Origin of the sequence: Lutibacter profundi (assembly GCF_001543325.1) — a bacterium.
Classification (GTDB): domain Bacteria; phylum Bacteroidota; class Bacteroidia; order Flavobacteriales; family Flavobacteriaceae; genus Lutibacter; species Lutibacter profundi.
The window spans coordinates 693,030-717,184 of the sequence record NZ_CP013355.1 but is presented as its reverse complement, the minus strand read 5'-3'; the positions used below and the strand labels follow the sequence as shown (position 1 = coordinate 717,184).

Here is a 24,155-nt window from a genome sequence, read left to right as displayed (position 1 = left end):
TAATGTTGGATATAAATTATTAACTAAAATCAATCTCTAACAAATAGTTATTCAAAACAGCATAAATTAAATATAATAGAAAATTTACAAGAACAAGCATACAAACTTAATTTTTATAACTATAACAAAATGAACAAAAGCTCAAAGTATTTATTAATCTCGTTAATCACATTTATTGTGGGTTATCTATTTTTACGATTTGCATATATAAATGCTGAAAATATCCCGTTTGCACAAGAAATAATATTAATTGTATTAGGAACCATTGCTACTATTGCCATTACTGCCGCTCTTTTAAACAAGCAAAGTGAAGTTGAAATAGAAAAAGAACAGCGCGTAAAAATATTTGATTTGAAATCTAACTTATATTTTAAACTAATTGAGTTTATAGAAAAAATTATTTTAAAAGGTGAAATAACTGAAAAAGACTTAGTTGCGTTAGAGTTTTTGACACATAAAATATCAATTATTGCAAGCCCCGAAGTATTAAAAGGCTACTCTAACTTTATCAAAGTAATTAAAAACACTGCTAAAGATTCTAAAATTACACATTTAGAATCTGATGAATTATCATCAAGTCTAGCCAAACTTTGTGGAAAAATTAGATATGATTTAATTTTAAAAGACCCAAAATCTAACATAAATATTGAAGAAATTATCAAAGATAATATTGATAAATTATAATTTAATCCGTTGTGTATATAGAGAATATTAATTTTTAAGTTATTTCTATTCCTATCAAAAATAGACCTATTAATGGTGTTGAAGGGAATAAAAAAAGACGAAATTATCAAACGTCAATTATGTCATTGGTTTAGAGTACCTAAATTAGGAGCAGGAGTAGTAAAAAGGCTGAATATTAATAAATATATTCAATAATACAGCAGGTTTCAGTGTATAAATGTAATTATAGATTAACATTTGTGTATTTACCAAAAATCAGGAAGAAATAGTTCTGTTAAAAAATGCTTAAATTTAGGTGTTTAAATGAACAACTAATCTACTCATTCTAAATATAGGCTACATAATTTCAAACCAAGAACTATGAACATAAAACATTATACTATTCTTGCAATACTCTTTATACCAATACTTTTACAAGCTCAAATTGAAAAATCTATTGAAGGTAACATAAATAATATTCCTGTAAGAGAATATACATTAACACTTAAACAAGAAAAAGTAACTAAAGCAGGAAAAGAAGTTATGGGAATGACCATTAATGGAAGTATTCCTGGCCCAACACTTGAATTTACCGAGGGTGAATATGCTGTAATTTATGTTAAAAATGAAATGAATGTAGAAACTTCTATTCATTGGCATGGCTTGTTATTACCTAATTTTTATGATGGTGTTCCATATTTAACAACACCACCCATAGAACCTGGACATACATTAAAATACGAGTTTGCCATTAAACAATCTGGTACGTATTGGTATCACGGACATACAATGTTACAAGAACAAGTAGGTGTATTTGGATCGATTGTAATTCATCCTAAAAAAGAAACCTTAAACTATGATAAAGAATTGGTTTTAATGCTTTCAGATTGGACCAACGAAAAACCAATGAGTGTTTTACGAAACCTCAAACGTGGCAACGAATGGTATAATTACCGAAAAGGAACTTCAACTCCCTTAAATCAAGTAATAAAAAGAGGTGCTTTTGGTGCACAAATGAATTTCTGGAAACAGCGTATGGAAGGCGCAGACATTGCAGACATATACTATGAAGCATTTTTAATTAATGGGGAAGAATCAATAGAATATCCCAATTTTAAACCTGGAGAAAAAGTGCGATTGCGAATTATTGATGGCGGTGCTTCTACTTCATTTTGGATAACATTTGGAGGTGGAGACCCCATTTTGGTATCTGCTGATGGATTGGATATTGTTCCCGTTAAAAAAATAAAACGTTTATCGCTATTGCTGAAGCTTATGATTACATAATAACCATTCCCAAAAACAAAAAAATTGAATTTAAAATCACAGCACAAGATGGATCAGGTACTGCATCAGCCTTTTTAGGAAAAGGAGAAATACTTAAAGCACCAGATATTCCACGTCCCGATAAAATTGGGATGATGATGAAAATGGCAAAAATGGACATGGAAATGGGTGCACATGCTTTAAAATATAGACCTAAAAAAGACGAACGTTATGAAATGAAGAAAGAATACGGAATGCAAATGAGCGATGAGAAAATGACGGGTATGAAAAAGGAAGATTCAGATCAAATGAAAATGTCAGAAAAAACAGTAATAAAAACCCCAAAAGAAAAAACATCACCTTATACCTATGATTATTTAAAATCACCTAAAAAAACAAATTTAGATAAAGAGATTCCTGTAAAAGAAATATTACTGAATCTTACCGGAAATATGCAACGTTATATTTGGAGTATGAATGGTGTGCCATTATCCGAAGCTGATAAAATAAAAATAAAAGGAAATCAAGTAACTCGAATTACATTAAACAACCTTACTATGATGCATCACCCAATGCATTTACACGGGCATTTTTTTAGGGTACTTAACAAAAACGGAGAATATTCTCCATTAAAACACACGGTAAATGTTCCTCCAATGGAATCAGTTACCATAGAATTTTACGGAAATGAATATGGTGATTGGTTTTTTCATTGCCATATATTATACCATTTAATGGGCGGAATGGCTCGTGTAATAAGTTATGATACGCCAAGAGATATAAGGATGAAAGGATTTCCTATTAAAACAGGAGTGGCTGAAACAGACAGATATTACTCTTGGGGATTGTTAGATATAGCTTCAAATGCAATTTCATTAAATGCCTCAACATCTAATATTCGAAATCAATTTAATATATCCTTTGAATATGGATGGAATGAGAATTTAGAAGCAGAAGTAACTTATGAATATTATTTACACGATTACTTTAGAGTATTTGGAGGTGTAAATATTGAAAATAAAATTGCAGATAATTTAGATGAATTCAATACCGTAGCTGTGGCAGGAATTCGATATTTATCACCTTATTTATTCAGTATAGATGCTCGAATTGATAGTGAATTAAGACCTCGAGTTTCAATAGGAAGAAGCATAATGCTATTCCCAAAATTTTCTGTTTTTGGTTATTATGAATATCAATTAGATTTTGGGCTAGTAAATAATTTTTCAACCGGAATTAATTATGAATCTGAAACCGTTTGGAGCGTAGGAGCAGAGTATATGCTTTCAAGAAATTTTTCTTTGATGGCAAGTTATGATAACCGATTTGGTACAGGAGGTGGTCTTTCAATAAGATTTTAAATCAATATTATTTAATAAAATAGACAATAACAAATACGAACAATAAAATAGAAGGTTTAAAATAAAATATAAATAACTTATTTTATGCGTTTTAGGTGAGTGTCTAAATTAGCTCCAGCTAAATAAATACTTTGGATAACTCTGTAAATAGCAAATTGTAGAATTAAGTAAAATAACACAAAAACACCCTGTTTAACTAACCGAATATTCATTTTAGCCTATAACCATATTTTGAAACATGCTATCAAAAAAATAATCTTTTTCTGTTAATAAGTTTTTTAATAATTTATTTTAAGTTGTACAAATTTTAAGAAAAATCCCTTTACATTTGATATGAATTTGGTTCTATTACAATAGGCAATTGTATTGGATTAAAAGGGAATTAGGTGTAAATCCTGAACTGTTCCCGCAGCTGTAAACTCTTTATGGTTTTTACATTCTTTGTCACTGTTTGCCTGATGGCAGATGGGAAGACGTAAAAACTGGAGTAAGTCAGAAGACCTGCCTCTTTCAAAAGAATGTCAAACTTTCGGGCAAAAAGTTATTGGCACGATATATTCAATTTTAGAATAACCGTACCTTTTTTGACAGAATTATTAATGACTTTTTTACTAATAAAATTTAGAAAAAATGAATTATTCTACCATTCAAATTGTACTACAAGAAGTACCTGGAGAAGTTAGTATATGTTTTAGCATTTGCGGTTGTAAAGTTCACTGTGAAGGTTGTCATTCTCCTATTTTGTGGAAAGAAAATAATGGGCAAAAACTTACTTCTACTATTTTCCAAAATACATTAATAAAATACAGCGGATTTGCCAGTTGCGTTTTGTTTATGGGTGGAGAATGGAATAAACAAGAACTTATTTCCCATTTAAAATATGCTCAAAAAAAAGGCTACAAAACATGTCTTTATTCTGGTGAAGATAAAATTGAAAAATCCATTTTAAATCATCTTACATGGATTAAAACTGGAAAATGGATATCTGAAAAAGGAGGTTTAGAAAGCCTTACAACGAATCAGAAATTTTTGGAAGTACAAACAAATAAAAAATTAAATCATTTATTCTTAAAAACTATTAAGCTATGATTAGACTATCACAAGAACAGATAAATAAAAAAATTAATTTTATTAATAACTATATTAATGCAAACAATGCTGCTGATGGTTCAAAAATAGATGCCAATGCTAATGTTTCTTCAAAAAATATTGCCACCATGGAAGCAGAACTTAACAAAGACATTAATGTACAAGTAAATAGACAATTAGTAAAAAACAAGATTGCTCAATTATTTGACAAAGACTTAGCCAATGAATATGTTAGACAAATAGAATCTCATGAAATATATGTTCATGACGAAACATCATTAAAACCATATTGTGTATCAATTAGTATGTATCCCTTTTTATTTGATGGATTAACCAAACTTGGAGGCGAAAGTAAAGCTCCGCAACATTTGGAAAGTTTTTGTGGAGAGTTTGTAAATCTAGTTTTTGCTGTTAGTTCACAGTTTGCAGGTGCTTTGGCAACAGTTGAATTTTTGTTGTATTTTGATTATTTTGCAAAAAAGGATTTTGGTGATGATTATTTAAATACAAATAAGAAGTCAGTTTTCAACCATCTTCAACATGCCGTTTACGCTATTAATCAACCAGCTGCAGCTCGTGGTTATCAATCCGTTTTTTGGAATATATCCTTGTATGATGAATTGTATTTCAATAGCATGTTTGATGATTTTGTGTTTCCTGATATGAGTAAGCCTAAATGGGATAGCCTAAAAAAAATGCAACAGTTTTTTATGAAATGGTTTAATAAAGAAAGAGAAAAAGCAGTATTAACATTTCCTGTTGTTACCGCTGCAATGCTGGTTAAGAATGGGAAGCCCGTTGATTCTGAATTTGCAGATATGTGTGCAACAGAATTAAGCGAGGGAAATTCGTTCTTTATTTATCAATCAGAAAGTGCAGACAGTTTAGCATCTTGCTGCAGATTAAGAAATGAAATTAGCGATAATACATTTAGTTACTCTCTTGGTGCTGGAGGAGTTTCAACCGGGTCAATTAATGTAATTACATTAAATATGAACCGGTTAATACAAAAAGATAAAAACCTCAAAACTGAAATAAATAAAATTCATAAGTATCAAGTTGCTTATAGAAAATTGATTGAAGAATATAAAGAAGCAGGAATGTTACCTGTTTATGATGCAGGGTTTATTTCATTAGACAAACAATTTTTAACTATTGGAATAAATGGAATGGTTGAGGCTGCTGAGAGCAAAGGAATTATAGCTAAAAATAGCATAATTTATAAAGATTTCATAACCAAACAACTAAAAGTTATCTATGATGCTAATAAAGAAGCAAAAAAACAATATGGATATATGTTTAATACCGAGTTTGTTCCAGCAGAAAATTTAGGGGTAAAAAATGCAAAATGGGATAGAGAAGATGGTTTATTTGTTCCTCGTGATTGTTACAATTCTTATTTCTACCCTGTAGAAGACTCTTCAATAAATTCTTTAGACAAAATAATGCTTCATGGAAATGAAATTATACAGTATTTAGACGGAGGTTCTGCTCTTCACCTAAATTTAGAAGAATCACCCAATAAAGAAGGTTTTTTAAAATTAATTAACGCTACCGCTTTAGCAGGGTGTAATTACTTTTGTTTTAACATAAAAATAACCATTTGTAACGAGTGTGGAAATATTGATAAAAGAACACTTCAAAAATGTAGTCAATGTAATTCTAAAAATATAGATTATGGAACAAGAGTGATTGGCTATTTAAAACGTGTTTCAAATTTTAGTTCCGAACGGCAAAAAGAACATGATTTAAGATTTTACCATTATGATGAATCAAAGACATCTATAGAACATCTACAAAATTCAAGAATTAAAAAGTTTAATGAATATAATTTAATGAGTATAAAGAGTCTCGTAAAACCGAAAAATCACAAACAATATTAGAAAACCCTAATTTAAATTAATAGCAAACAAAAATTGGCAATAAAAAAGACGGAAAACACACACGTTGCAAAATATATGTTCCTTAACACAACCAACCATTAGAACACTTTGTTTAGAAGAACGTATTTACAATATATACATTAAAAATCTAGTTTATACCATATTTTATTTAAACTAATTGATACTTGTTTGTCTTTAAGATAATTTTTGTTAAAAAACTACAATGAAAGTTTTAATACAGAGCTTGGAAAAGTATAGATGGAGAAGCGAAAATTTCAAATCTTAGTAGAAATTAATAAATTAAAACAAAATTAATTATATTTCTTTATCAAATGATTTTCGTATAAGCTCGGCTTTGCAATTTATTTCGAGGGTTTTGTAAATGTTTTTTATATGGCTTCGTACCGTATCTATAGACACAAATAAATCTGCTGCAATCATTTTATAGCTTTGACCCGCAACAATGCCTTCAACAATTTCTAATTGTCTTTCAGTGAGGAGTTGTTTCTTTTTGGGTGCATAATAATTGGCTATTTTTCTAGCTATGGCAGGAGACATATAGGATCCTCCTTCATTTACAATAAGCACTGCTTCCAATATTTTTTGAAGTGAAATACGTTTAGACATATACGAGCAGGCTCCACAAGAAAGAGCTTTAAAAATCTTATCGGTTTCATCAAAAGTGGTTAGCATCATCACATCCAACTCGGGTAATTTATTTTTAATTAAGGGAAGCCCTTCCAAACCAGATATACCTGGGAGATTGATATCTAACAATAAAATACTAGGTTGCTTTTCGCTAGTCATAATTTTTTTTAAAAATTCTTCTACACTACTTGCCACTAAAACAACTTCAATAGCATCCTGTAGTCCAAAATATTCTACCAAACTTTCTTGAATAATTAAGTCGTCTTCTATGATGGCTAAATGTATAGGTCTCATTTTTTTTTATATTATTATAATATAAAAATACAAGTGTTTTTTAACGTATGCAATCACATAACAATGTGTTTTTTTATTTCATCATTTAATATTACTTACACTAAGTTCTGAATCAAAAGTTGTCCTAATGGAAATTTTAAATAAGTACGCATCTGTAGAATCTGCAACTGGACTACCTGATAAAATTGTGCAAAATTTACTAGGTAGTCCAGTTTAAAAATAAGTTTTTTATTTGTATTAAATATCATATTTAGTTAGAGATGAGCTATTTTTATACGCATTGCTGCAATTTAGTGGCTTTCTATCCATATTCTAAAAATCTATCCGTTTTCTATTTTCTATCCATTATGATAGGAAAATTCGAAAATGTTTTCAGTTAAGTTATAATTAATCTTTTCTAGCTTTTTTCAGTTTTTTTTCTGCTTTTTTTTCTTTAGGAGTTTTAGCAGCTTCTTTTTTCACGTTTTTCCTTGAATCTTTACCTTTTGCCATGATAGTATCTGTTATTTATCGGTTTTTAATTTCTCTATTTAAATTGCTAAAAATATATCGGTTTCGATTTCTATCCGTTATGATAGAAAAACTCAGAAATATTCTCAGCTTTGTTACAATTATTCATTTCGTATATCTTATTTCTCCGTTATTTTGATAAAATTAAACTGATTTAATGCTCAAAATTGTGTAGGGAATTTATTCTACTTGAACTTTCTCAAAATCATTTTGATAATGGTGTAATGATTTTCCAATCTTTTTACCAAAAGAATATACAAATGTTGAAATAATTAATGATGCTAATATTATTCCAATAATCATTAAGTTTCTTTTTTTCATTTCTTTTTTATTTAATTATCAATCTTTCTGCGTTTTAGCTTTAAACTCCAACTGCATAATATTCTGGCAACTTTATTCTATTTTAGAACTCAAATTGTACCAAATTTACTAGGTAGTCCAATGTTTGTCGTTTCGTTATTTAGTTCAAATGTAAGCATAAATTTTATGAGGTGTTGTGGTTTGTATTTTATATGTTTTTATTTAATAAGAATGTGAATACTCCCAGTCAACTTCATATTTTATATATTTATCATTTTCAACTTTCTTAATTATAAAAACTTTGAAAAATAAATGTGTTTTAGTTAAAGGCATAGAGCTAAATAGTTTTTTATTCAAATTATTTTCATTTACCTTTTGTTTAAAAAATAAATATTCTTTTTCTTTAAGCCCACTAACATCTTCAAATTTTAGTTTTTTAAAAAAAATATTGGAGCAAGTATCTATGCTGTGTATATTTTTAGAAAACACGAACCTTTCACCTTGTATGTAGAAGAATATATCTGACTTATAATCTTTTTCTCTATCTCTTTCAGGTAAAAATAAAATATATTTAATAGGCTTTAAATAACTTTTTCCATCCTTGTAAAGGCTGAAATAGTTATTGTTTTTTTCTTGTGAAAAGAATAAATTAGTACTAAGTATAAAGATAATGAAGACTATTTTTTTCATGATTAATTACAATTTGATGGACCATTGAAGAAATACTGATTAATTAATTGTTCAATTGTTTGTTTTTCATCTATGGTTAAATTATCCCAAGCAATAGTGCTTTGGTTGTTTTCAAGTTTACCTAATCCTACCCAAGCCAAATTTTCATATGTTAAACGAGATAGTCTATTATTATCGAATTCTTGTAGCATATCAGCAATAGTGTTTCTATAGTGACTTGCCATCATTTCATGATTCCAAGTAGGTTTGTATCTTTCCACATAATAATCATAAATTCCAGGAAAATTATCCTTAAGTGAGTTTATATAATTAATTCTTTCTTGAGTTGAATAAAGATTAAGATTTAAATCACCTTGCTGTGCTGCTGATAGCATTTTTCTGAATATTTCAGCGTGTATTATTTCGTGAGCAAAAACTATAGCCTTACCTAAATCTGACAAATTTCCGAATCTATTTTCATTAAACTGAATTTCAGTAATATAATTTTGGGGAGGTTGTGTCTCACCATAAGTGTTTAATCCTAAATTATTGTTTATTGTTAACCTTAAATGACTAACAGGGAAATCACCATCAAATTTTTTTATAGCTTCCTTAAAACTGGTACTTAATTCATTTAATTTGTTATAAATGCATTCTGCTTTTGTATTCTCAAAGTTTGGATTTATAAGAATTTCATCAGGGTGATTATCAGGGTGATTTGGTGGACCGTGTGGGTCATCAAAATGCCCATGGTAAGTACCATAACTTGTAAATCCTGTATTAACATAAACATATTCCACTGTAGTACCTTCATAATGAGAATTTATATAATAGAAATATGTAGACCCACCCCCTAAATTCTGATAAATATCTCTCCAATGGTCTATAAAAACAGGGATTAATGTAGTACCAATAGAAGGTACTTTAGCTGATAAATTTTTAGAAATTTGTTTTTGATTAAATTCATTAACTTGAATTCCATTTTCATAAGAAGTTATTTTTTTTATTGTGCCGTTTGTTTCGTAATAGGTTATTATACCATTAAAATCGTCTAAAGTATTTAAATTTATTTTTTTTAGTGATTTTTTAGTTCTAGATAAATATTTAACAAGCTCAATTGTTGCCATATTTTTATTATATAATGTAACTAAAATATTATATTTAATATACAATTTATTTATATTATTCTTAATTTTTTTTGAATTTATTTCAGATTTAAGATTTGTTTCAAATTCGTACATTTTTAATGAGTCGGAATTGGTAATATTTGTATATAAATTCTAATTAACTTGGAGATTGTTTTTAATGAAATTATTCTTAAAATTTTTTAATGTAAAATCCTTTTTAAAAGAATTAAATAAAATATTCTGTCTTTGACTTATTAATTCTAAGTCTGAAGAGTCTAAATAATTATCTTTTTCACAATTGGTTAATGTTATCAAAACAAATAATAAAAGAATTTTGATTTTCATAGAATTTTTAATTTTTTTCATAATAATTTTAATTTAAGTGTTAATATTTGATTTTCAAGAATACTAAAAATATTTCATTTAGTTGTAAGGTAAATCCGTAAAATAAGTAAGGTAAATGCTTACTATTTGTCAGTATTAATTTCTTTGTGTTTCAATGCAATTTTTCTGTTTTTGTTTCTGTCGAAATATAAACCACAACGAGTTTTTATAAGATTTGTGCGACTGGAAAATCGGAGATTTTTCGGTTGTAGCAAATCGGTTTGTTAAAATGTTTGTCGGTTCGTTATTTAGTTTAAATGTGAGCATAAATTTTATACATTGTTGGGGCAGTGTACATTATCTCATAATTTTCATAGGTTCTTTTTTATCATTAATAGCCACAAAAGTAAACTCTCCACAAATAGCGTGTTCTTTTTTGTAACTATACATTTGTTCTATGTAAATATTAACTTCTACTCTTAGGCTTGTATTTCCGATATGCGATACTTTACCAACAAGTTCTATTATTGTGCCAGCAGGTATGGGCTTGGTAAAGTCTATTTTGTTACTACTTACTGTGACCATTTTTTGCCTACTAAATCTTGTTGCTGTAATGAAAGCAACTTCATCCATTAGGTATAAAGAAGTTCCTCCAAAAAGTGTATCATAATGATTTGTGGTATTTGGAAAAACAGCTTTAAATAACCTTGTTTCAGACTTTTCTATTCTTTCTTGTATTGTCATTTCTATTTGAATTAATAATGATAACCCACTTTACTGAAATTTTAAAATTCGTAAAGTGGGTTCATTTAATTAAATGGTATTTGAAACTGTTTTCTCTCTTAAAGTTTTAGCTGCAGTTACCATTTCGGTTAAGGCTTTTTTGGTTTCATCCCAACCTCTTGTTTTTAAACCACAATCAGGATTTACCCAAAGTAGTTCTTTAGGAATAACTTTTTTTGCTTTGTTGAGCAATAAAACCATTTCATCTTTATTAGGAACTCTTGGAGAGTGTATGTCATAAACTCCAGGTCCAATTTCATTCGGGTAATTAAAATCAGCAAAAGCATCTAATAATTCCATTTGCGAACGAGAACATTCAATGGTTATCACATCAGCATCCATATCTGCAATATTTTGGATGATATCATTAAACTCAGAATAACACATGTGTGTGTGTATTTGAGTTTCATCATTAATTCCTGAAGATGATATTTTAAAAGCATTGATTGCCCATTTTAGATAGCGTTGCCAATCGGATTTTCGCAATGGCAAACCTTCTCTAATAGCGGGCTCATCAATTTGAATGATTTTAATTCCAACATTTTCTAGGTCTTTCACTTCATCTCTTATGGCTAATGCAATTTGATTACAAGTAACAGAACGCTCTTGGTCATTTCTTACAAAACTCCACTGTAAAATAGTTACAGGACCGGTGAGCATCCCTTTTACTAATTTAGGGGTTAAACTTTGTGCATAACTTGTCCATTTTACGGTCATCGGATTTGGACGTGAAATATCTCCAAAAATGATAGGGGGTTTTACACATCTACTACCATAACTTTGTACCCAACCAAATTTTGTAAAGACAAATCCATTTAGTTTTTCACCAAAATATTCCACCATGTCATTACGTTCAAACTCTCCGTGAACAAGTACATCAATGTCAATTTCTTCTTGCCAACGAATGGCTTTTTCCGTTTCTTTTTTTAGTAAGTCTTCATATTCTTTTTGGCTAATTTCTTCTTTTTTAAATTTACTTCTCCAAGAACGGACCTCTTTTGTTTGCGGAAAAGAACCAATAGTTGTAGTAGGATACAATGGGAGATTTAATGCTTTATTTTGTATGATTTTACGAGATGAAAATGGACTTTTTCGTTTTGCATCATCATCAGAAATGGTAGTAACTCTATATTTAACTTCTGGATTATTTATTAAGCTAGATGTTTTTTTGCTTTCGATAGCTTCACGATTTTCTGCGACTACTTTTTTATTATTTTCCGTATTATCATCTAAAAATAATTGCTTTAAAGTAACAACTTCATTTACCTTTTGTTTTGCAAAGGCAAGCCAATTTTTTATTTCTGAAGTTAATATGTCTTCATTATTTTCATTTTCCAAATCACAAGGAACATGAAGTGAAGAGCAACTTGTGCTTATTAACACTCTATCCTTTCCTAACATATCTACGGCTTTTTGTATTGTAGATAATGATTGCTGATAATCATTTTTCCATACATTTCTACCATCCACAATACCTAATGATATTGATAGGTTTTTGGGTGCATTTTCTAACACTTCTTGTAATTGATTTGGGTATCTCACTAAGTCAATATGTAATGTGTTTACAGGAAGGTTAATTGCTAACTTCAAGTTATCTTGTAAGCCTTCAAAATAGGTGGCAACGATAATTTTAAGTTTTGGAAATTTTTCTTGAATAGCCGTATAAGTTTCAGCTATTACGGTTTTTTCTTTATCGGTTAAATCTAGAGCTAAAAAAGGTTCATCAAATTGAATCCACTCAGCACCTGCTTTTTCTAACTGGTTTAAAATTTCAAAATAAACTGGTAACAGATTCGTTATTAAATCAATTCTATGAAAACCTTCTTCTTTTTCTTTTCCTAATAGTAAATAAGAAACAGATCCAATAAGAACGGGTTTTGTAATAATTCCTTGTTTTTTAGCTTCTTGAAATTCATCGATTACTTTTGTTGAAAATAGATTAAATTTTTGCTCTTTTTTAAATTCAGGAACAATATAATGATAGTTGGTATCAAACCACTTTGTCATTTCCATTGCAGGAACATCTATGTTGTTTTTTTGGTGTCCTCTAGCCATAGCAAAATATAAATCTAGTTCCGATTTGAAATCAAGATTTTTATACTTTTCAGGTATAGCATTAACGGTGAGTGTCATGTCTAAAACTTGATCGTAATACGAAAAATCGTTTGTAGTAACTAAGTCAATACCTGCTTCTTTTTGAAGGTTCCAATTGTAGTTTTTAATATCAGCTCCTACTTTTTTTAGTTCATCTGTTGAAATTTTACCTGACCAATACTGTTCGCAGGCTTTCTTTAATTCTCTTTTGCTACCAATTCGCGGATAGCCTAAAATGTGTGTTTTCATTTTTTTACTTTTAAATAATGAATAAATAATTACTTAAAAGTTCTATTAAAAACTTCTTTTGCTTTTCGAGAAATAAAATTGGGAGTTAAAAGACATGCGCAAAAAAACACATAGGATATCTAAAAGTTAGATTCCCGTTGTTTAAAAATAGCACCAAAATTGACCAATCACTCCAAATCGCGAAAGCAAAGTCATATCGAAAAGGGCAGGTCTCCTGACTTATAACAGTTTTTATCGTCCTTCCCATTTTCATTAAAAACAGTGGAACACTAGGATAAAAATCTTTTGAATGTTACTTACAGTTGCGCGACAGCTCTGGATTTACACCAGATTCCCTATTAATCTACAATTAAGTAAAACCTCTTCGTACGATAAAATTATATAAAAGAACTTCTTTCTAGCAACAAAGATATTATAAATTTTGATCTGATTATAATCTTACAAATATTTTGTATGTTCGTTAAGATACATAGTTTACACAAGTTAAAGATTAGACTTTACACTAAATTAGTTTCTAACCTTATTGACTTTTCTTTATTTCTTAATTGTGTTTCATTAAAGAAACCTAAAAATACGTCTCTATAAAAGACTTTCCAAATTCCATTACCTAAATCTTCAATACCTACGTATTTTCCTTTTAAAGCTGCTGTTAAATATACCCAATAATACGACTTCCATCTGATTGCTCCATTTTGAGTTACTTTTAAAATTTTGAGATTTGAATTATAGTCAAAGTTAGGTATTTTTTCAGGAAAAGGTCTGGTGGAAAAGTTATGCATTGAAGCAGGTGTTTCCATCCCTAAAGCTTCGTGAGGTCTTATGTGATTATATTCTTTTACAAAGTGATTTAAACGTCTTTGTTGTGCTTTTAAGTCATAGGCTGAAGGTTTGGCACAAGCCGCTTTTAAATCGCGATGCATACGTTCGTGTCTTCCGTTTTGTTCTGGGTGTGCTGGGTCAGAAAAAACGGGTGTAATTCCAAGTTCAATAAACCAATAGGAGAGTTGTGTAAATCGTTGAATAGCACGAACAGACCCAAAGGGACTTCCGTTGTCTGTGTGGAGTTGTTTAGGGATTCCATATTTCCTAAAAACCTTTGTAAATTCAGCCTTTGCGTACTTTAAAGTTTCTTTATAATGTCCTTTAGCTGTGAATAAAAATCTACTTTTGGAATCAGCAATGGTCAGTGGGTGACAATACACTTTATTACCCATTAAAAACTTTCCTTTGTAATCTGCACTCCATACTTCATTACACACTTTTGGATCAAAAATAGGATATACAGGTTTGACTCTTCTTAACCTTTTTTGAGGGCATACTAAACCGTGTCTTTTGAGTATGTTGTGAACAGTAACCACCGAGGGGATCTCATTTTCTGTAAAATCGTTAAACAATAGTTTATTGATTTTTTTAGCTCCCCAGCGTGGGTGTTTTTTCTTTAATTTAAGTATCCCATCAACAATATTTTCCTTTGTCGCATTTGGATGTTCCTTTGGAGTTCTTGATTGCTCTTTTAAGCCTTCAAAACCTTGTTTTTCAAACCTATTTATTAACTTATAGGCGGTGGGTCTTGAGATTTCAAAGTTTTTACATAATTCTGTGATGGTATATTTTCCAGTTCTCCATTCACAAATAAATTCAATTTTTTGTTCCATAGTTGTTGTTTCTTTCCAAGGCATAATAATTTGATTTTATTTCTCAAATTACAACCTAAAAAGTGTAAACTATGTCTCTTTAACTTTGTAAACGATGTCCCTTTCTTGGATTCAAGGTTCTAACGCAACAAAACGTTATTAATTTTGGTTAAACATTACTCAAATATACGAGTTTAATTTTTATTTTAAAACGGTGCATTGTTGAAATAGAATAACTCTTCCTACGGTCGAGTTATTTCCAGTTCAACAAGCCGTTACATTAGCATCATATTTTTAATTTTATGGTTTACTATTTCAGAATAAAAAACTTCCTTTGGAGTTCTATATCCGAGTACTTTTCTTGGTCTATTATTTAGCTTTTCCTGCACTATCTTTAGTTCTTTTTCGGTTACCTTACTAAAGTCAGTTCCCTTTGGGAAAAAGCGTCTAATGAGTCCATTTGTATTTTCGTTGGTTCCTCGCTCCCACGAGGAATATGGATGTGCAAAATATACTGGCATTGATGTGTGATTTGTGAACTGTTTGTGCTCTGCCATTTCCATTCCATTATCGTAGGTTAGAGACTTTGTAAAAAGGGGGGCTATTTGATTAAACTCTTTAGCAAAACCTTTTCTAACGGTTGCTGATTTTCTGCTTTTAAGTTTTACAATAAATGTATATCGTGCTTTTCGCTCAACTAGAGTACCTATGGCACTTTGCTGTCCTTTTCCGATAACTAAATCTCCTTCCCAGTGTCCAATTTCTTCTCTGTTTTCGATGTGCTTTGGTCTATCATCAATACTGGTTTGATCTTTTATTTTTACACCTCTTTTACTCTTAGCATTTGCTCTTCTTCTTTGGCTTTTTTGATAGGGTAATAATGCTATCAATTTACGATTTAAACGCGCTTGGCGATGTGCGTAAATATGCATATAAATGGCTTCATAAGAGATAGACATTACAGGGTCATTTGGATATTTTAGCTTTATTCTACCTGAAATTTGTTCGGGTGACCAACCGCTTAATAGTCCTCGATAAACGAATATTTTTAGTCTATTATAGGTGTTTATTTTATCCTTATTTCTTTTGTTTAAATAATCGTCTTTTGCAGACCAATTTGCAAGAGTTGCATTGTAATCTCCACCCCATTTATTGACTTCTCTGGTGATGGTAGAACGTGACCGATTTAGTCTTTTTGCGATATAGCTTTTGGTCTTGTTTTCTTGTAATAAGGTTTCTATTACAACACGTTCTTTTAATGTTAGTCGCTTATATTTATTTGCTTTCATACAACAAATCTAAGATTATGATTTGTTGCGTTAAGTTCTTGAATTCAGGTTTATCATACCTAATTGGTGCTAACGGTTTGTATAAGAATAGTAGCCGATTTCGGAAGTAGAATTTTTCAATTTACTACTAATTTTATTGCGGACTACAATGTTCATATTTACTACTATTTCGGCTATTATTTTTATACTTTGTTGCCAGGAGTTTTTTTATTTCATTCGTTCAATTAAAATTGGGTAAAACGCACTAAATTCCGAATATTTTTCTCTGTTATTTTCATATTCTTTTAAAATTTCTACAATATTTTCTACTAATGAAAACCCAATAGATTTTTCGTAGTTTAAAAGTTCTTTAGCCTTTTCTGTTCCAAAGTATTTATTTGCTATTCTTATTGTTATTGCTCTTATTACGAGTTCGTTAAATAGATATTTCCATTCTCCATAAGCTTGGGTTTTTCCATCTTTTTTTAAACTTTCGGTGTAATATTTTTCTTTAATCGTTGCTATCTCATCTTGAAATTTTTCCGTTAGAGGATTTACGAAGGAATGTCCAAATTCGTGTAAAATCATATCCATTTCAAGATATCCTTTCTCAAAATATGGGATATGTTCAATTTCTCCATTTGGTCCAATTATAGCATAAACTTCAATTTTTCCATCTGCTATGAATTTTGAATTAAAACCTCCTGAATGAACTAATGGTGAGAGAATTAAATTGTAGGAACCCAATTCACTTCCGTAATATTTTTCTAAATAAGCAGGAAGATATTGAATAGATTTAGATTGTTTAACTTGTTTAATTACTTTCTCATTTAATTCTTTTACTTCAATTAAATAGGCTTGAAATAATGAATCTTGATTAAAGGAAATAAGTTCTTTTTTGAATTTTCTAATTAAATAGTCTCCTTTACTTTCATCAAAAGAGTTAGGATTTACAACTTCTCTTACTTTATTCAATTCGGGAAATTCCCCGAACTGTAGCACCCAATCGGTAACGTTATTAAAATTAAAATCGTGTTTTTTAGATAATGTATCAAACAAAGCTACTGCCTTATGGTTTTTAAGTGCTTTAAATTTACTGTTCAGCTTTGATTTGTAAAGATTGTCGTGGTTATTGACTAAAAAGTAATTGTCTAAAAATGCTATTGTATAGATGGTCTCTATCCTTTCGTCAATTGTTATGTTTAATTTCGATTTTTGTCCGATACATTTTAATGAAGCTAAAAGTAGAATTAGAAAAATAGTTTTTTTCATTTAATGTGATTTCATTTAAAGATTAATTTTTTTATATTGTAATTGAATTCTGGTCGTTTTCCTAAATTACTGGCAACGAGTTTTTATAAGATTTGTGCGACATAAAAATCGGAGATTTTTCGGTTGTAGCAAATCGTTAGTTGAATGTTTGTCGGTTCGTTATTTAGTTTAAATGTAAGCATAAATTTTATGAGGTGTTGTAACCAGTTAATATTTTATTTACCTCTCTAAAATGCTGATTTTTCAATGGAGTCAATGAATTTTAATTCAATCGAATCAAGAAAGGAATTTTTCAATTCATCTTCAGTTACATATCCACTTTTAATCCATTTTTTATATATTCTTTTTTCAAATTTTTCATAGAATATATCTAATAGTGAATCATTTTTAGAATCTATTTCATGATAAGTCATTATTGTTTTATTCATCTTTCTCAATGTGTCATTTTGAGAAATATTTTTTAAAATAATCAAGGAATCTGATATTTTTTCTATTTTAAATGAAGTATTTGAACCAATAAATAATGAGTCATTTAGTAATTTATATTCAATTAATCCTAAGTCTCCATCTAAATGAGAAAATATTCCAATTTTGTCGCTATCAATATCAAATTCCATATATCCAAAACCATTTGATAATGTATTCCATTTTCCATTGATATTAATCTTTCCGTTTGTCTTTTTACAAGAATTGAAAAGAATTATAACAGTCAATAAGATAAAAATATTTTTCATTTTAGTTGTTTTGTCGTAATTGGTTACAACGGCTTTTATAAGATTTGTGCGACTGAGAAATCGGAGATTTTTCGGTTGTAGCAAATCGTTAGTTGAATGTTTGTCGGTTCGTTATTTAGTTTAAATGTAAGCATAAATTTTATGAGGTGTTAGCCAAAGTACTTATTTTTTAAGAGTTAGAATTTTAATTAATTTCTCATTAATGTAATAATTTCCTGTTCCTAATTTTTGTTTTTTAAGCACTTTGTCTTTTGCTAATCTATTAAGATATTTTGAAGCTGTAATTCTCGAAACCCCTAAATCGTTCTCAATAAATTCAATTTTTGTATATGGATGTTTGAATAAATTGTTTAATAAGTCTTGACTATAAAATTTATAATTATTTCTCAACAAGTTTTTATATTCGTATATCAAATCTCTTATTTTTCCAATAAGTATAATTGTCTCATTTGAGATTTGCTCAATGCTATCTAACATATATAACACCCAATTTTCCCAATTATCAGTTTCTCTAACTTCCTGTAAAAGTTTATAATAGTCTGCTTTGTGCTCAATAATGTAGCGACTTAAATATAGAATAGGTAAATTTAGTAAATCGTTCATTACTAAATATAATACATTAATAATTCGTCCAGTTCTTCCATTTCCATCATAAAAAGGGTGAATACTCTCAAATTGGTAATGAATTATAGTCATTTTAACTAATGTGTCAAATTTAGACATACTTTCATCATTGATGTATTGCTCTAAATTTGTCATTAAATCTAGAATTGTCTCATAATCTTGTGGCGGTGTGTATACAATTTCTCCGGTTGTTGCATTTTTCAAAGCTGTCCCAGGAACTTTTCTAAATCCAGCATTATTTTTCTCTAATTCAGATTGTATTACAATAATATCATTATTAGTTAAAATTTTATTTTTTGTAATTAATCCAAACCCTTTTTTTAGTGCGGAGATATAATTTTGAACTTCTTTGGCATTTAATGATTTGAAACCTTCAAGATTTAATTCAGCTTTAAATATGTCATCGTGAGTTGTTATAATATTTTCAATTGCAGAACTGTCTTTAGCCTCTTGAAGACCTAAAGTATTGATTAAAATATTTTCATTCGGAATGCTTGAAACAATTCCTTTTAACTCGGCTAATGCTCTGTGAGCTGAAGCTAATTTCTTAAGAACTTTTTTAGTTTCAATATCTTGTATAAGAGGTAATTTTTTTAGTTTTTCAGATTCCATTATGTATAGAAATGTTAATTTTCTTTACAAATATAATTCATTATGATAAAATAATTGTATTTTCTTATCATAACTTTGTTAAATGATAAAATATTTTGATTTATTTATCATTGTCTTTTTTCAGCGATCGTATGTTCGTTAAGATACATAGTTTACACAAGTTAAAGATTAGACTTTACACTAAATTAGTTTCTAACCTTATTGACTTTTCTTTATTTCTTAATTGTGTTTCATTAAAGAAACCTAAAAATACGTCTCTATAAAAGACTTTCCAAATTCCATTACCTAAATCTTCAATACCTACGTATTTTCCTTTTAAAGCTGCTGTTAAATATACCCAATAATACGACTTCCATCTGATTGCTCCATTTTGAGTTACTTTTAAAATTTTGAGATTTGAATTATAGTCAAAGTTAGGTATTTTTTCAGGAAAAGGTCTGGTGGAAAAGTTATGCATTGAAGCAGGTGTTTCCATCCCTAAGGCTTCGTGAGGTCTTATGTGATTATATTCTTTTACAAAGTGATTTAAACGTCTTTGTTGTGCTTTTAAGTCATAGGCTGAAGGTTTGGCACAAGCCGCTTTTAAATCGCGATGCATACGTTCGTGTCTTCCGTTTTGTTCTGGGTGTGCTGGGTCAGAAAAAACGGGTGTAATTCCAAGTTCAATAAACCAATAGGAGAGTTGTGTAAATCGTTGAATAGCACGAACAGACCCAAAGGGACTTCCGTTGTCTGTGTGGAGTTGTTTAGGGATTCCATATTTCCTAAAAACCTTTGTAAATTCAGCCTTTGCGTACTTTAAAGTTTCTTTATAATGTCCTTTAGCTGTGAATAAAAATCTACTTTTAGAATCAGCAATGGTCAGTGGGTGACAATACACTTTATTACCCATTAAAAACTTTCCTTTGTAATCTGCACTCCATACTTCATTACACACTTTTGGATCAAAAATAGGATATACAGGTTTGACTCTTCTTAACCTTTTTTGAGGGCATACTAAACCGTGTCTTTTGAGTATGTTGTGAACAGTAACCACCGAGGGAATCTCATTTTCTGTAAAATCGTTAAACAATAGTTTATTGATTTTTTTAGCTCCCCATCGTGGGTGTTTTTTCTTTAATTTAAGTATCCCATCAACAATATTTTCCTTTGTCGCATTTGGATGTTCCTTGGGAGTTCTTGATTGCTCTTTTAAGCCTTCAAAACCTTGTTTTTCAAACCTATTTATTAACTTATAGGCGGTGGGTCTTGAGATTTCAAAGTTTTTACATAATTCTGTGATGGTGTATTTTCCAGTTCTCCATTCACAAATAAATTCAATTTTTTGTTCCATAGTTGTTGTTTCTTTCCAAGGCATAATAATTTGATTTTATTTCTCAAATTACAACCTAAAAAGTGTAAACTATGTCTCTTTAACTTTGTAAACGATGTCCCTTTATCATACCGTATTTTGGCTAACGGTTTGTGTATGAAGCGTTGGGCATTTCAAAGCACTTCATTTTCAGTTTACCGTAATTTTTATTTGTATCTATAATTTTCATTTAACCACTTATTGCCCAATGATTTATACACTTTGTTATATGCGGTTTTTCTTTCTGTCATTTTAAGGTTAAACTATAAATATTGATGACCTGTCGGTTGATTTCCATAATTCCAAACTTGTTGTTTTTCTTAAATTTCAATAGTTGACTACCGTCTTTTTGTATCTTACTGCGATGTGAATAATACCAATCAAAAAAAGAAAGTTTTCTGTCAATCTGTTGAATTAGTTTCATTTGTCCATCTTTAAGTTCTGCAATAAAAGTTTTTGTGCTGTCAACACATAAATGATAAAGTTTATTTTCTCGTACAAAAGATGTTACAATACGAAGTTTAGGTTCTTTATTTATCCAATTCCATTCAGAAAAAGTTGTGTCTTTAAAAATGATTTCAGCACCTTGTAATGAATTTGTTCCTTCTGCGTAGTCTTTCTTTTTTATAACTTCATAGAGATAATTGCTGTTAGATGCTTTCATTTTTTCAGTATTATCAATTTTCAAAATTCTTAATCCAGAAGTAATGTAATAGGTGCTATCAATTCTATTAACTATTTCTCCCGATGATGCAAGTTCATATTCCACTTCAGTCTGTTTGTCTTTAATCCAAGTAGTAGAACCCCATTCTCCAAAGTCTATGTATGTGAAGTAAAATCTGTCATCTTCAAAAATCATATCGTCAACTTCTGAATTGTTTTCCCATTTTTGCTTGTCTCTGTCGAAATAAAATGTTTTGCTGTTCATATATGTTTTTGCGAAAATGGTGTCATTTCTTAAAAACAAGTCAAAGTAAACAGTATTCTGAATTTCCTTAGGAACTTCAATTTTTCTAAGATTATCACCTTTTTCTGAAAAGGTAAAAAAGAACTTAATGTCTCGTCTGTAATTATCTTTCTTAACTTCATTGAAGAAGCAATAAAATATGTCTTTGTGTTTTACTGCGTGAGTCAGTTCAACTTTTGTCACTGGTATAATTAAGTCTTTAATTTCAAGGTCAATATTTTTAGTCGTCACGTTAAATGTCTGTCCGAAAACAAAACAAAATTGAAATAATGCGAATATTGTCAGTGATATCTTCATTCTGTTGGGTCTTGGATTCAAGGTTCTAACGCAACAAAACGTTATTAATTTTGGTTAAACATTACTCAAATATACGAGTTTAATTTTTATTTTAAAACGGTGCATTGTTGAAATAGAATAACTCTTCCTACGGTCGAGTTATTTCCAGTTCAACAAGCCGTTACATTAGCATCATATTTTTAATTTTATGGTTTACTATTTCAGAATAAAAAACTTCCTTTGGAGTTCTATATCCGAGTACTTTTCTTGGTCTATTATTTAGCTTTTCCTGCACTATCTTTAGTTCTTTTTCGGTTACCTTACTAAAGTCAGTTCCCTTTGGGAAAAAGCGTCTAATGAGTCCATTTGTATTTTCGTTGGTTCCTCGCTCCCACGAGGAATATGGATGTGCAAAATATACTGGCATTGATGTGTGATTTGTGAACTGTTTGTGCTCTGCCATTTCCATTCCATTATCGTAGGTTAGAGACTTTGTAAAAAGGGGGGCTATTTGATTAAACTCTTTAGCAAAACCTTTTCTAACGGTTGCTGATTTTCTGCTTTTAAGTTTTACAATAAATGTATATCGTGCTTTTCGCTCAACTAGAGTACCTATGGCACTTTGCTGTCCTTTTCCGATAACTAAATCTCCTTCCCAGTGTCCAATTTCTTCTCTGTTTTCGATGTGCTTTGGTCTATCATCAATACTGGTTTGATCTTTTATTTTTACACCTCTTTTACTCTTAGCATTTGCTCTTCTTCTTTGGCTTTTTTGATAGGGTAATAATGCTATCAATTTACGATTTAAACGCGCTTGGCGATGTGCGTAAATATGCATATAAATGGCTTCATAAGAGATAGACATTACAGGGTCATTTGGATATTTTAGCTTTATTCTACCTGAAATTTGTTCGGGTGACCAACCGCTTAATAGTCCTCGATAAACGAATATTTTTAGTCTATTATAGGTGTTTATTTTATCCTTATTTCTTTTGTTTAAATAATCGTCTTTTGCAGACCAATTTGCAAGAGTTGCATTGTAATCTCCACCCCATTTATTGACTTCTCTGGTGATGGTAGAACGTGACCGATTTAGTCTTTTTGCGATATAGCTTTTGGTCTTGTTTTCTTGTAATAAGGTTTCTATTACAACACGTTCTTTTAATGTTAGTCGCTTATATTTATTTGCTTTCATACAACAAATCTAAGATTATGATTTGTTGCGTTAAGTTCTTGAATTCAGGGGTGTTTCTTAAAATCGCATATAACGGCTTTTATAAGATTTGTGCGACTGGAAAATCGGAGATTTTTCGGTTGTAGCAAATCGGTTTGTTAAAATGTTTGTCATTTCGTACTAAATCCAAATTTAAGCATAAATTTTATGAGTTGTTGGCAACTGGCTCTTATTCAATTCTATCAATCTTTATAGGGTTTTGTCGAGAATCAAAAACATCATTAATTTCAATTCGTTTTTTACTTTTATTTATCCAATAAATTATTTTGTAATTTTTATAAACTAAATATCTGAATTCATTTGGCCTATCAATTAGCAATTCCTCAATCTGACCAATCTCAGGTTGTTTTTTTAGCTTTAAAGTTTCTTTTGCAATTCCTATAGTCAAACTCTTAGCAACTTTTAAAGTTGCATTTTCTTTGTAGTATTCGAAAATGTTTTGAAGTTCTTTTTTAGAAAAATCAGTCCAGTAAATTTTTAGCTCCATTTGTCAATCTCCGAAATTAAGTCATTTACCTCTGTCAATTTTCCTTTTTTAGAGTTTTCCAAAGATTTATCAATTCGTTGATTAAATTTTTTCATAGTCATTGGCTGAATATTCTCAAATTCAATTACAGTTTTTTCTTTTCTCAAAATAGTTTCAAGTCGAGAAATGGTTTTCTCACTTTGTATTCTAAGAATTTCTTGAATAAATGATAATTTTCTAGTTTCTAAATTCATACATCAATTACTTTTAATCAAAAATACAAAATCTATTTTAAATTCAGAGTTAAATTTATCTTATGATTTGAAATCCGCTTGTTGCCAACGGGTTAGAATATGAAAAGTTGCGGGTTTTAAAACGCAATTTTCCGATGTTTAAATTTAAGTTTTTTTAATTTTAGAAACATTATATTTTATTGAATTTAGCAATTTTTTATATG

At 29.5% G+C, this 24,155-nt stretch carries 19 protein-coding genes, 1 pseudogene and 2 riboswitches; of the genes and pseudogenes, 4 read left to right on the top strand and 16 right to left on the bottom strand.

Annotated elements, in window-relative coordinates; genetic code table 11:
* Positions 1-129: 129 nt before the first annotated feature.
* From Lupro_RS03140 to nrdD, 4 genes and pseudogenes are all read left to right on the top strand, one after another.
* Positions 130-684 (top strand): hypothetical protein, encoded by a 555-nt coding sequence (locus Lupro_RS03140; protein WP_068206179.1) that lies wholly within the window; start codon positions 130-132, stop codon positions 682-684.
* 360 nt (positions 685-1,044) lie between these two features.
* Positions 1,045-3,290: pseudogene (locus Lupro_RS03135) on the top strand (multicopper oxidase domain-containing protein).
* A gap of 323 nt (positions 3,291-3,613) precedes the next feature.
* A riboswitch (cobalamin riboswitch) is annotated at positions 3,614-3,813 on the top strand.
* 107 nt (positions 3,814-3,920) lie between these two features.
* Complete coding sequence (nrdG, locus tag Lupro_RS03130; RefSeq protein ID WP_068206177.1) at positions 3,921-4,379, top strand: anaerobic ribonucleoside-triphosphate reductase activating protein; 459 nt, start codon at positions 3,921-3,923, stop codon at positions 4,377-4,379.
* Positions 4,376-6,262 (top strand): anaerobic ribonucleoside-triphosphate reductase, encoded by a 1,887-nt coding sequence (nrdD, locus tag Lupro_RS03125; RefSeq protein WP_082703846.1) that lies wholly within the window; start codon positions 4,376-4,378, stop codon positions 6,260-6,262. Before nrdG ends, nrdD begins: the two co-directional genes overlap by 4 nt.
* A 315-nt stretch (positions 6,263-6,577) precedes the next feature.
* Here nrdD and Lupro_RS03120 read toward each other — a convergent pair whose 3' ends face one another.
* From Lupro_RS03120 to Lupro_RS03045, 16 genes are all read right to left on the bottom strand, one after another.
* Positions 6,578-7,204: a response regulator transcription factor gene (locus Lupro_RS03120; protein ID WP_068206176.1), complete on the bottom strand. Its 627-nt coding sequence runs from the start codon at positions 7,202-7,204 to the stop codon at positions 6,578-6,580.
* 690 nt (positions 7,205-7,894) lie between these two features.
* Complete coding sequence (locus Lupro_RS13520) at positions 7,895-8,035, bottom strand: hypothetical protein (RefSeq protein ID WP_158499549.1); 141 nt, start codon at positions 8,033-8,035, stop codon at positions 7,895-7,897.
* A gap of 201 nt (positions 8,036-8,236) precedes the next feature.
* Positions 8,237-8,704 carry a hypothetical protein gene (locus Lupro_RS03115; protein ID WP_068206174.1) on the bottom strand — a complete coding sequence of 156 codons (468 nt, stop codon included), beginning with the start codon at positions 8,702-8,704 and terminating at the stop codon, positions 8,237-8,239.
* Positions 8,705-8,706: 2 nt separating this feature from the next.
* Entirely contained in the window at positions 8,707-9,810 is a 1,104-nt protein-coding gene (locus Lupro_RS03110) for a hypothetical protein (RefSeq protein WP_144439103.1), read from the bottom strand.
* A 681-nt stretch (positions 9,811-10,491) separates the two neighbouring features.
* Entirely contained in the window at positions 10,492-10,878 is a 387-nt protein-coding gene (locus Lupro_RS03100; RefSeq protein ID WP_068206169.1) for an acyl-CoA thioesterase, read from the bottom strand.
* A 69-nt stretch (positions 10,879-10,947) separates the two neighbouring features.
* Positions 10,948-13,260, bottom strand: coding sequence for a 5-methyltetrahydropteroyltriglutamate--homocysteine S-methyltransferase (gene metE / locus Lupro_RS03095; RefSeq protein ID WP_068206167.1), 2,313 nt, complete (start codon positions 13,258-13,260; stop codon positions 10,948-10,950).
* Positions 13,261-13,447: 187 nt separating this feature from the next.
* Positions 13,448-13,639, bottom strand: a riboswitch (cobalamin riboswitch).
* Between the two features lie 118 nt (positions 13,640-13,757).
* Positions 13,758-14,939: an integrase core domain-containing protein gene (locus Lupro_RS03090; RefSeq protein WP_068206102.1), complete on the bottom strand. Its 1,182-nt coding sequence runs from the start codon at positions 14,937-14,939 to the stop codon at positions 13,758-13,760.
* 230 nt (positions 14,940-15,169) lie between these two features.
* Positions 15,170-16,183 (bottom strand): IS30 family transposase, encoded by a 1,014-nt coding sequence (locus tag Lupro_RS03085; RefSeq protein WP_068206062.1) that lies wholly within the window; start codon positions 16,181-16,183, stop codon positions 15,170-15,172.
* A gap of 207 nt (positions 16,184-16,390) precedes the next feature.
* Entirely contained in the window at positions 16,391-17,434 is a 1,044-nt protein-coding gene (locus Lupro_RS03080) for a DUF4932 domain-containing protein (RefSeq protein WP_068206164.1), read from the bottom strand.
* Positions 17,435-17,661: 227 nt separating this feature from the next.
* A complete protein-coding gene (locus tag Lupro_RS03075) occupies positions 17,662-18,168 on the bottom strand; it encodes a hypothetical protein (protein ID WP_068206162.1) in 507 nt (168 codons plus the stop codon).
* Between the two features lie 162 nt (positions 18,169-18,330).
* A complete protein-coding gene (locus Lupro_RS03070) occupies positions 18,331-19,404 on the bottom strand; it encodes a Fic family protein (RefSeq protein WP_068206161.1) in 1,074 nt (357 codons plus the stop codon).
* A 175-nt stretch (positions 19,405-19,579) separates the two neighbouring features.
* Positions 19,580-20,761, bottom strand: a complete 1,182-nt coding sequence (locus tag Lupro_RS03065) for an integrase core domain-containing protein (RefSeq protein WP_068206102.1) — start codon at positions 20,759-20,761, stop codon at positions 19,580-19,582.
* A 241-nt stretch (positions 20,762-21,002) separates the two neighbouring features.
* Complete coding sequence (locus tag Lupro_RS03060) at positions 21,003-21,953, bottom strand: hypothetical protein (protein ID WP_144439102.1); 951 nt, start codon at positions 21,951-21,953, stop codon at positions 21,003-21,005.
* Between the two features lie 226 nt (positions 21,954-22,179).
* A complete protein-coding gene (locus Lupro_RS03055) occupies positions 22,180-23,193 on the bottom strand; it encodes an IS30 family transposase (protein WP_068206062.1) in 1,014 nt (337 codons plus the stop codon).
* 208 nt (positions 23,194-23,401) lie between these two features.
* Positions 23,402-23,719: a type II toxin-antitoxin system RelE/ParE family toxin gene (locus Lupro_RS03050; protein WP_068206158.1), complete on the bottom strand. Its 318-nt coding sequence runs from the start codon at positions 23,717-23,719 to the stop codon at positions 23,402-23,404.
* Positions 23,710-23,952 carry a hypothetical protein gene (locus Lupro_RS03045; protein WP_068206156.1) on the bottom strand — a complete coding sequence of 81 codons (243 nt, stop codon included), beginning with the start codon at positions 23,950-23,952 and terminating at the stop codon, positions 23,710-23,712. The genes Lupro_RS03050 and Lupro_RS03045 overlap by 10 nt, the downstream gene beginning before the upstream one ends.
* Between the last annotated feature and the right edge of the window lie 203 nt (positions 23,953-24,155).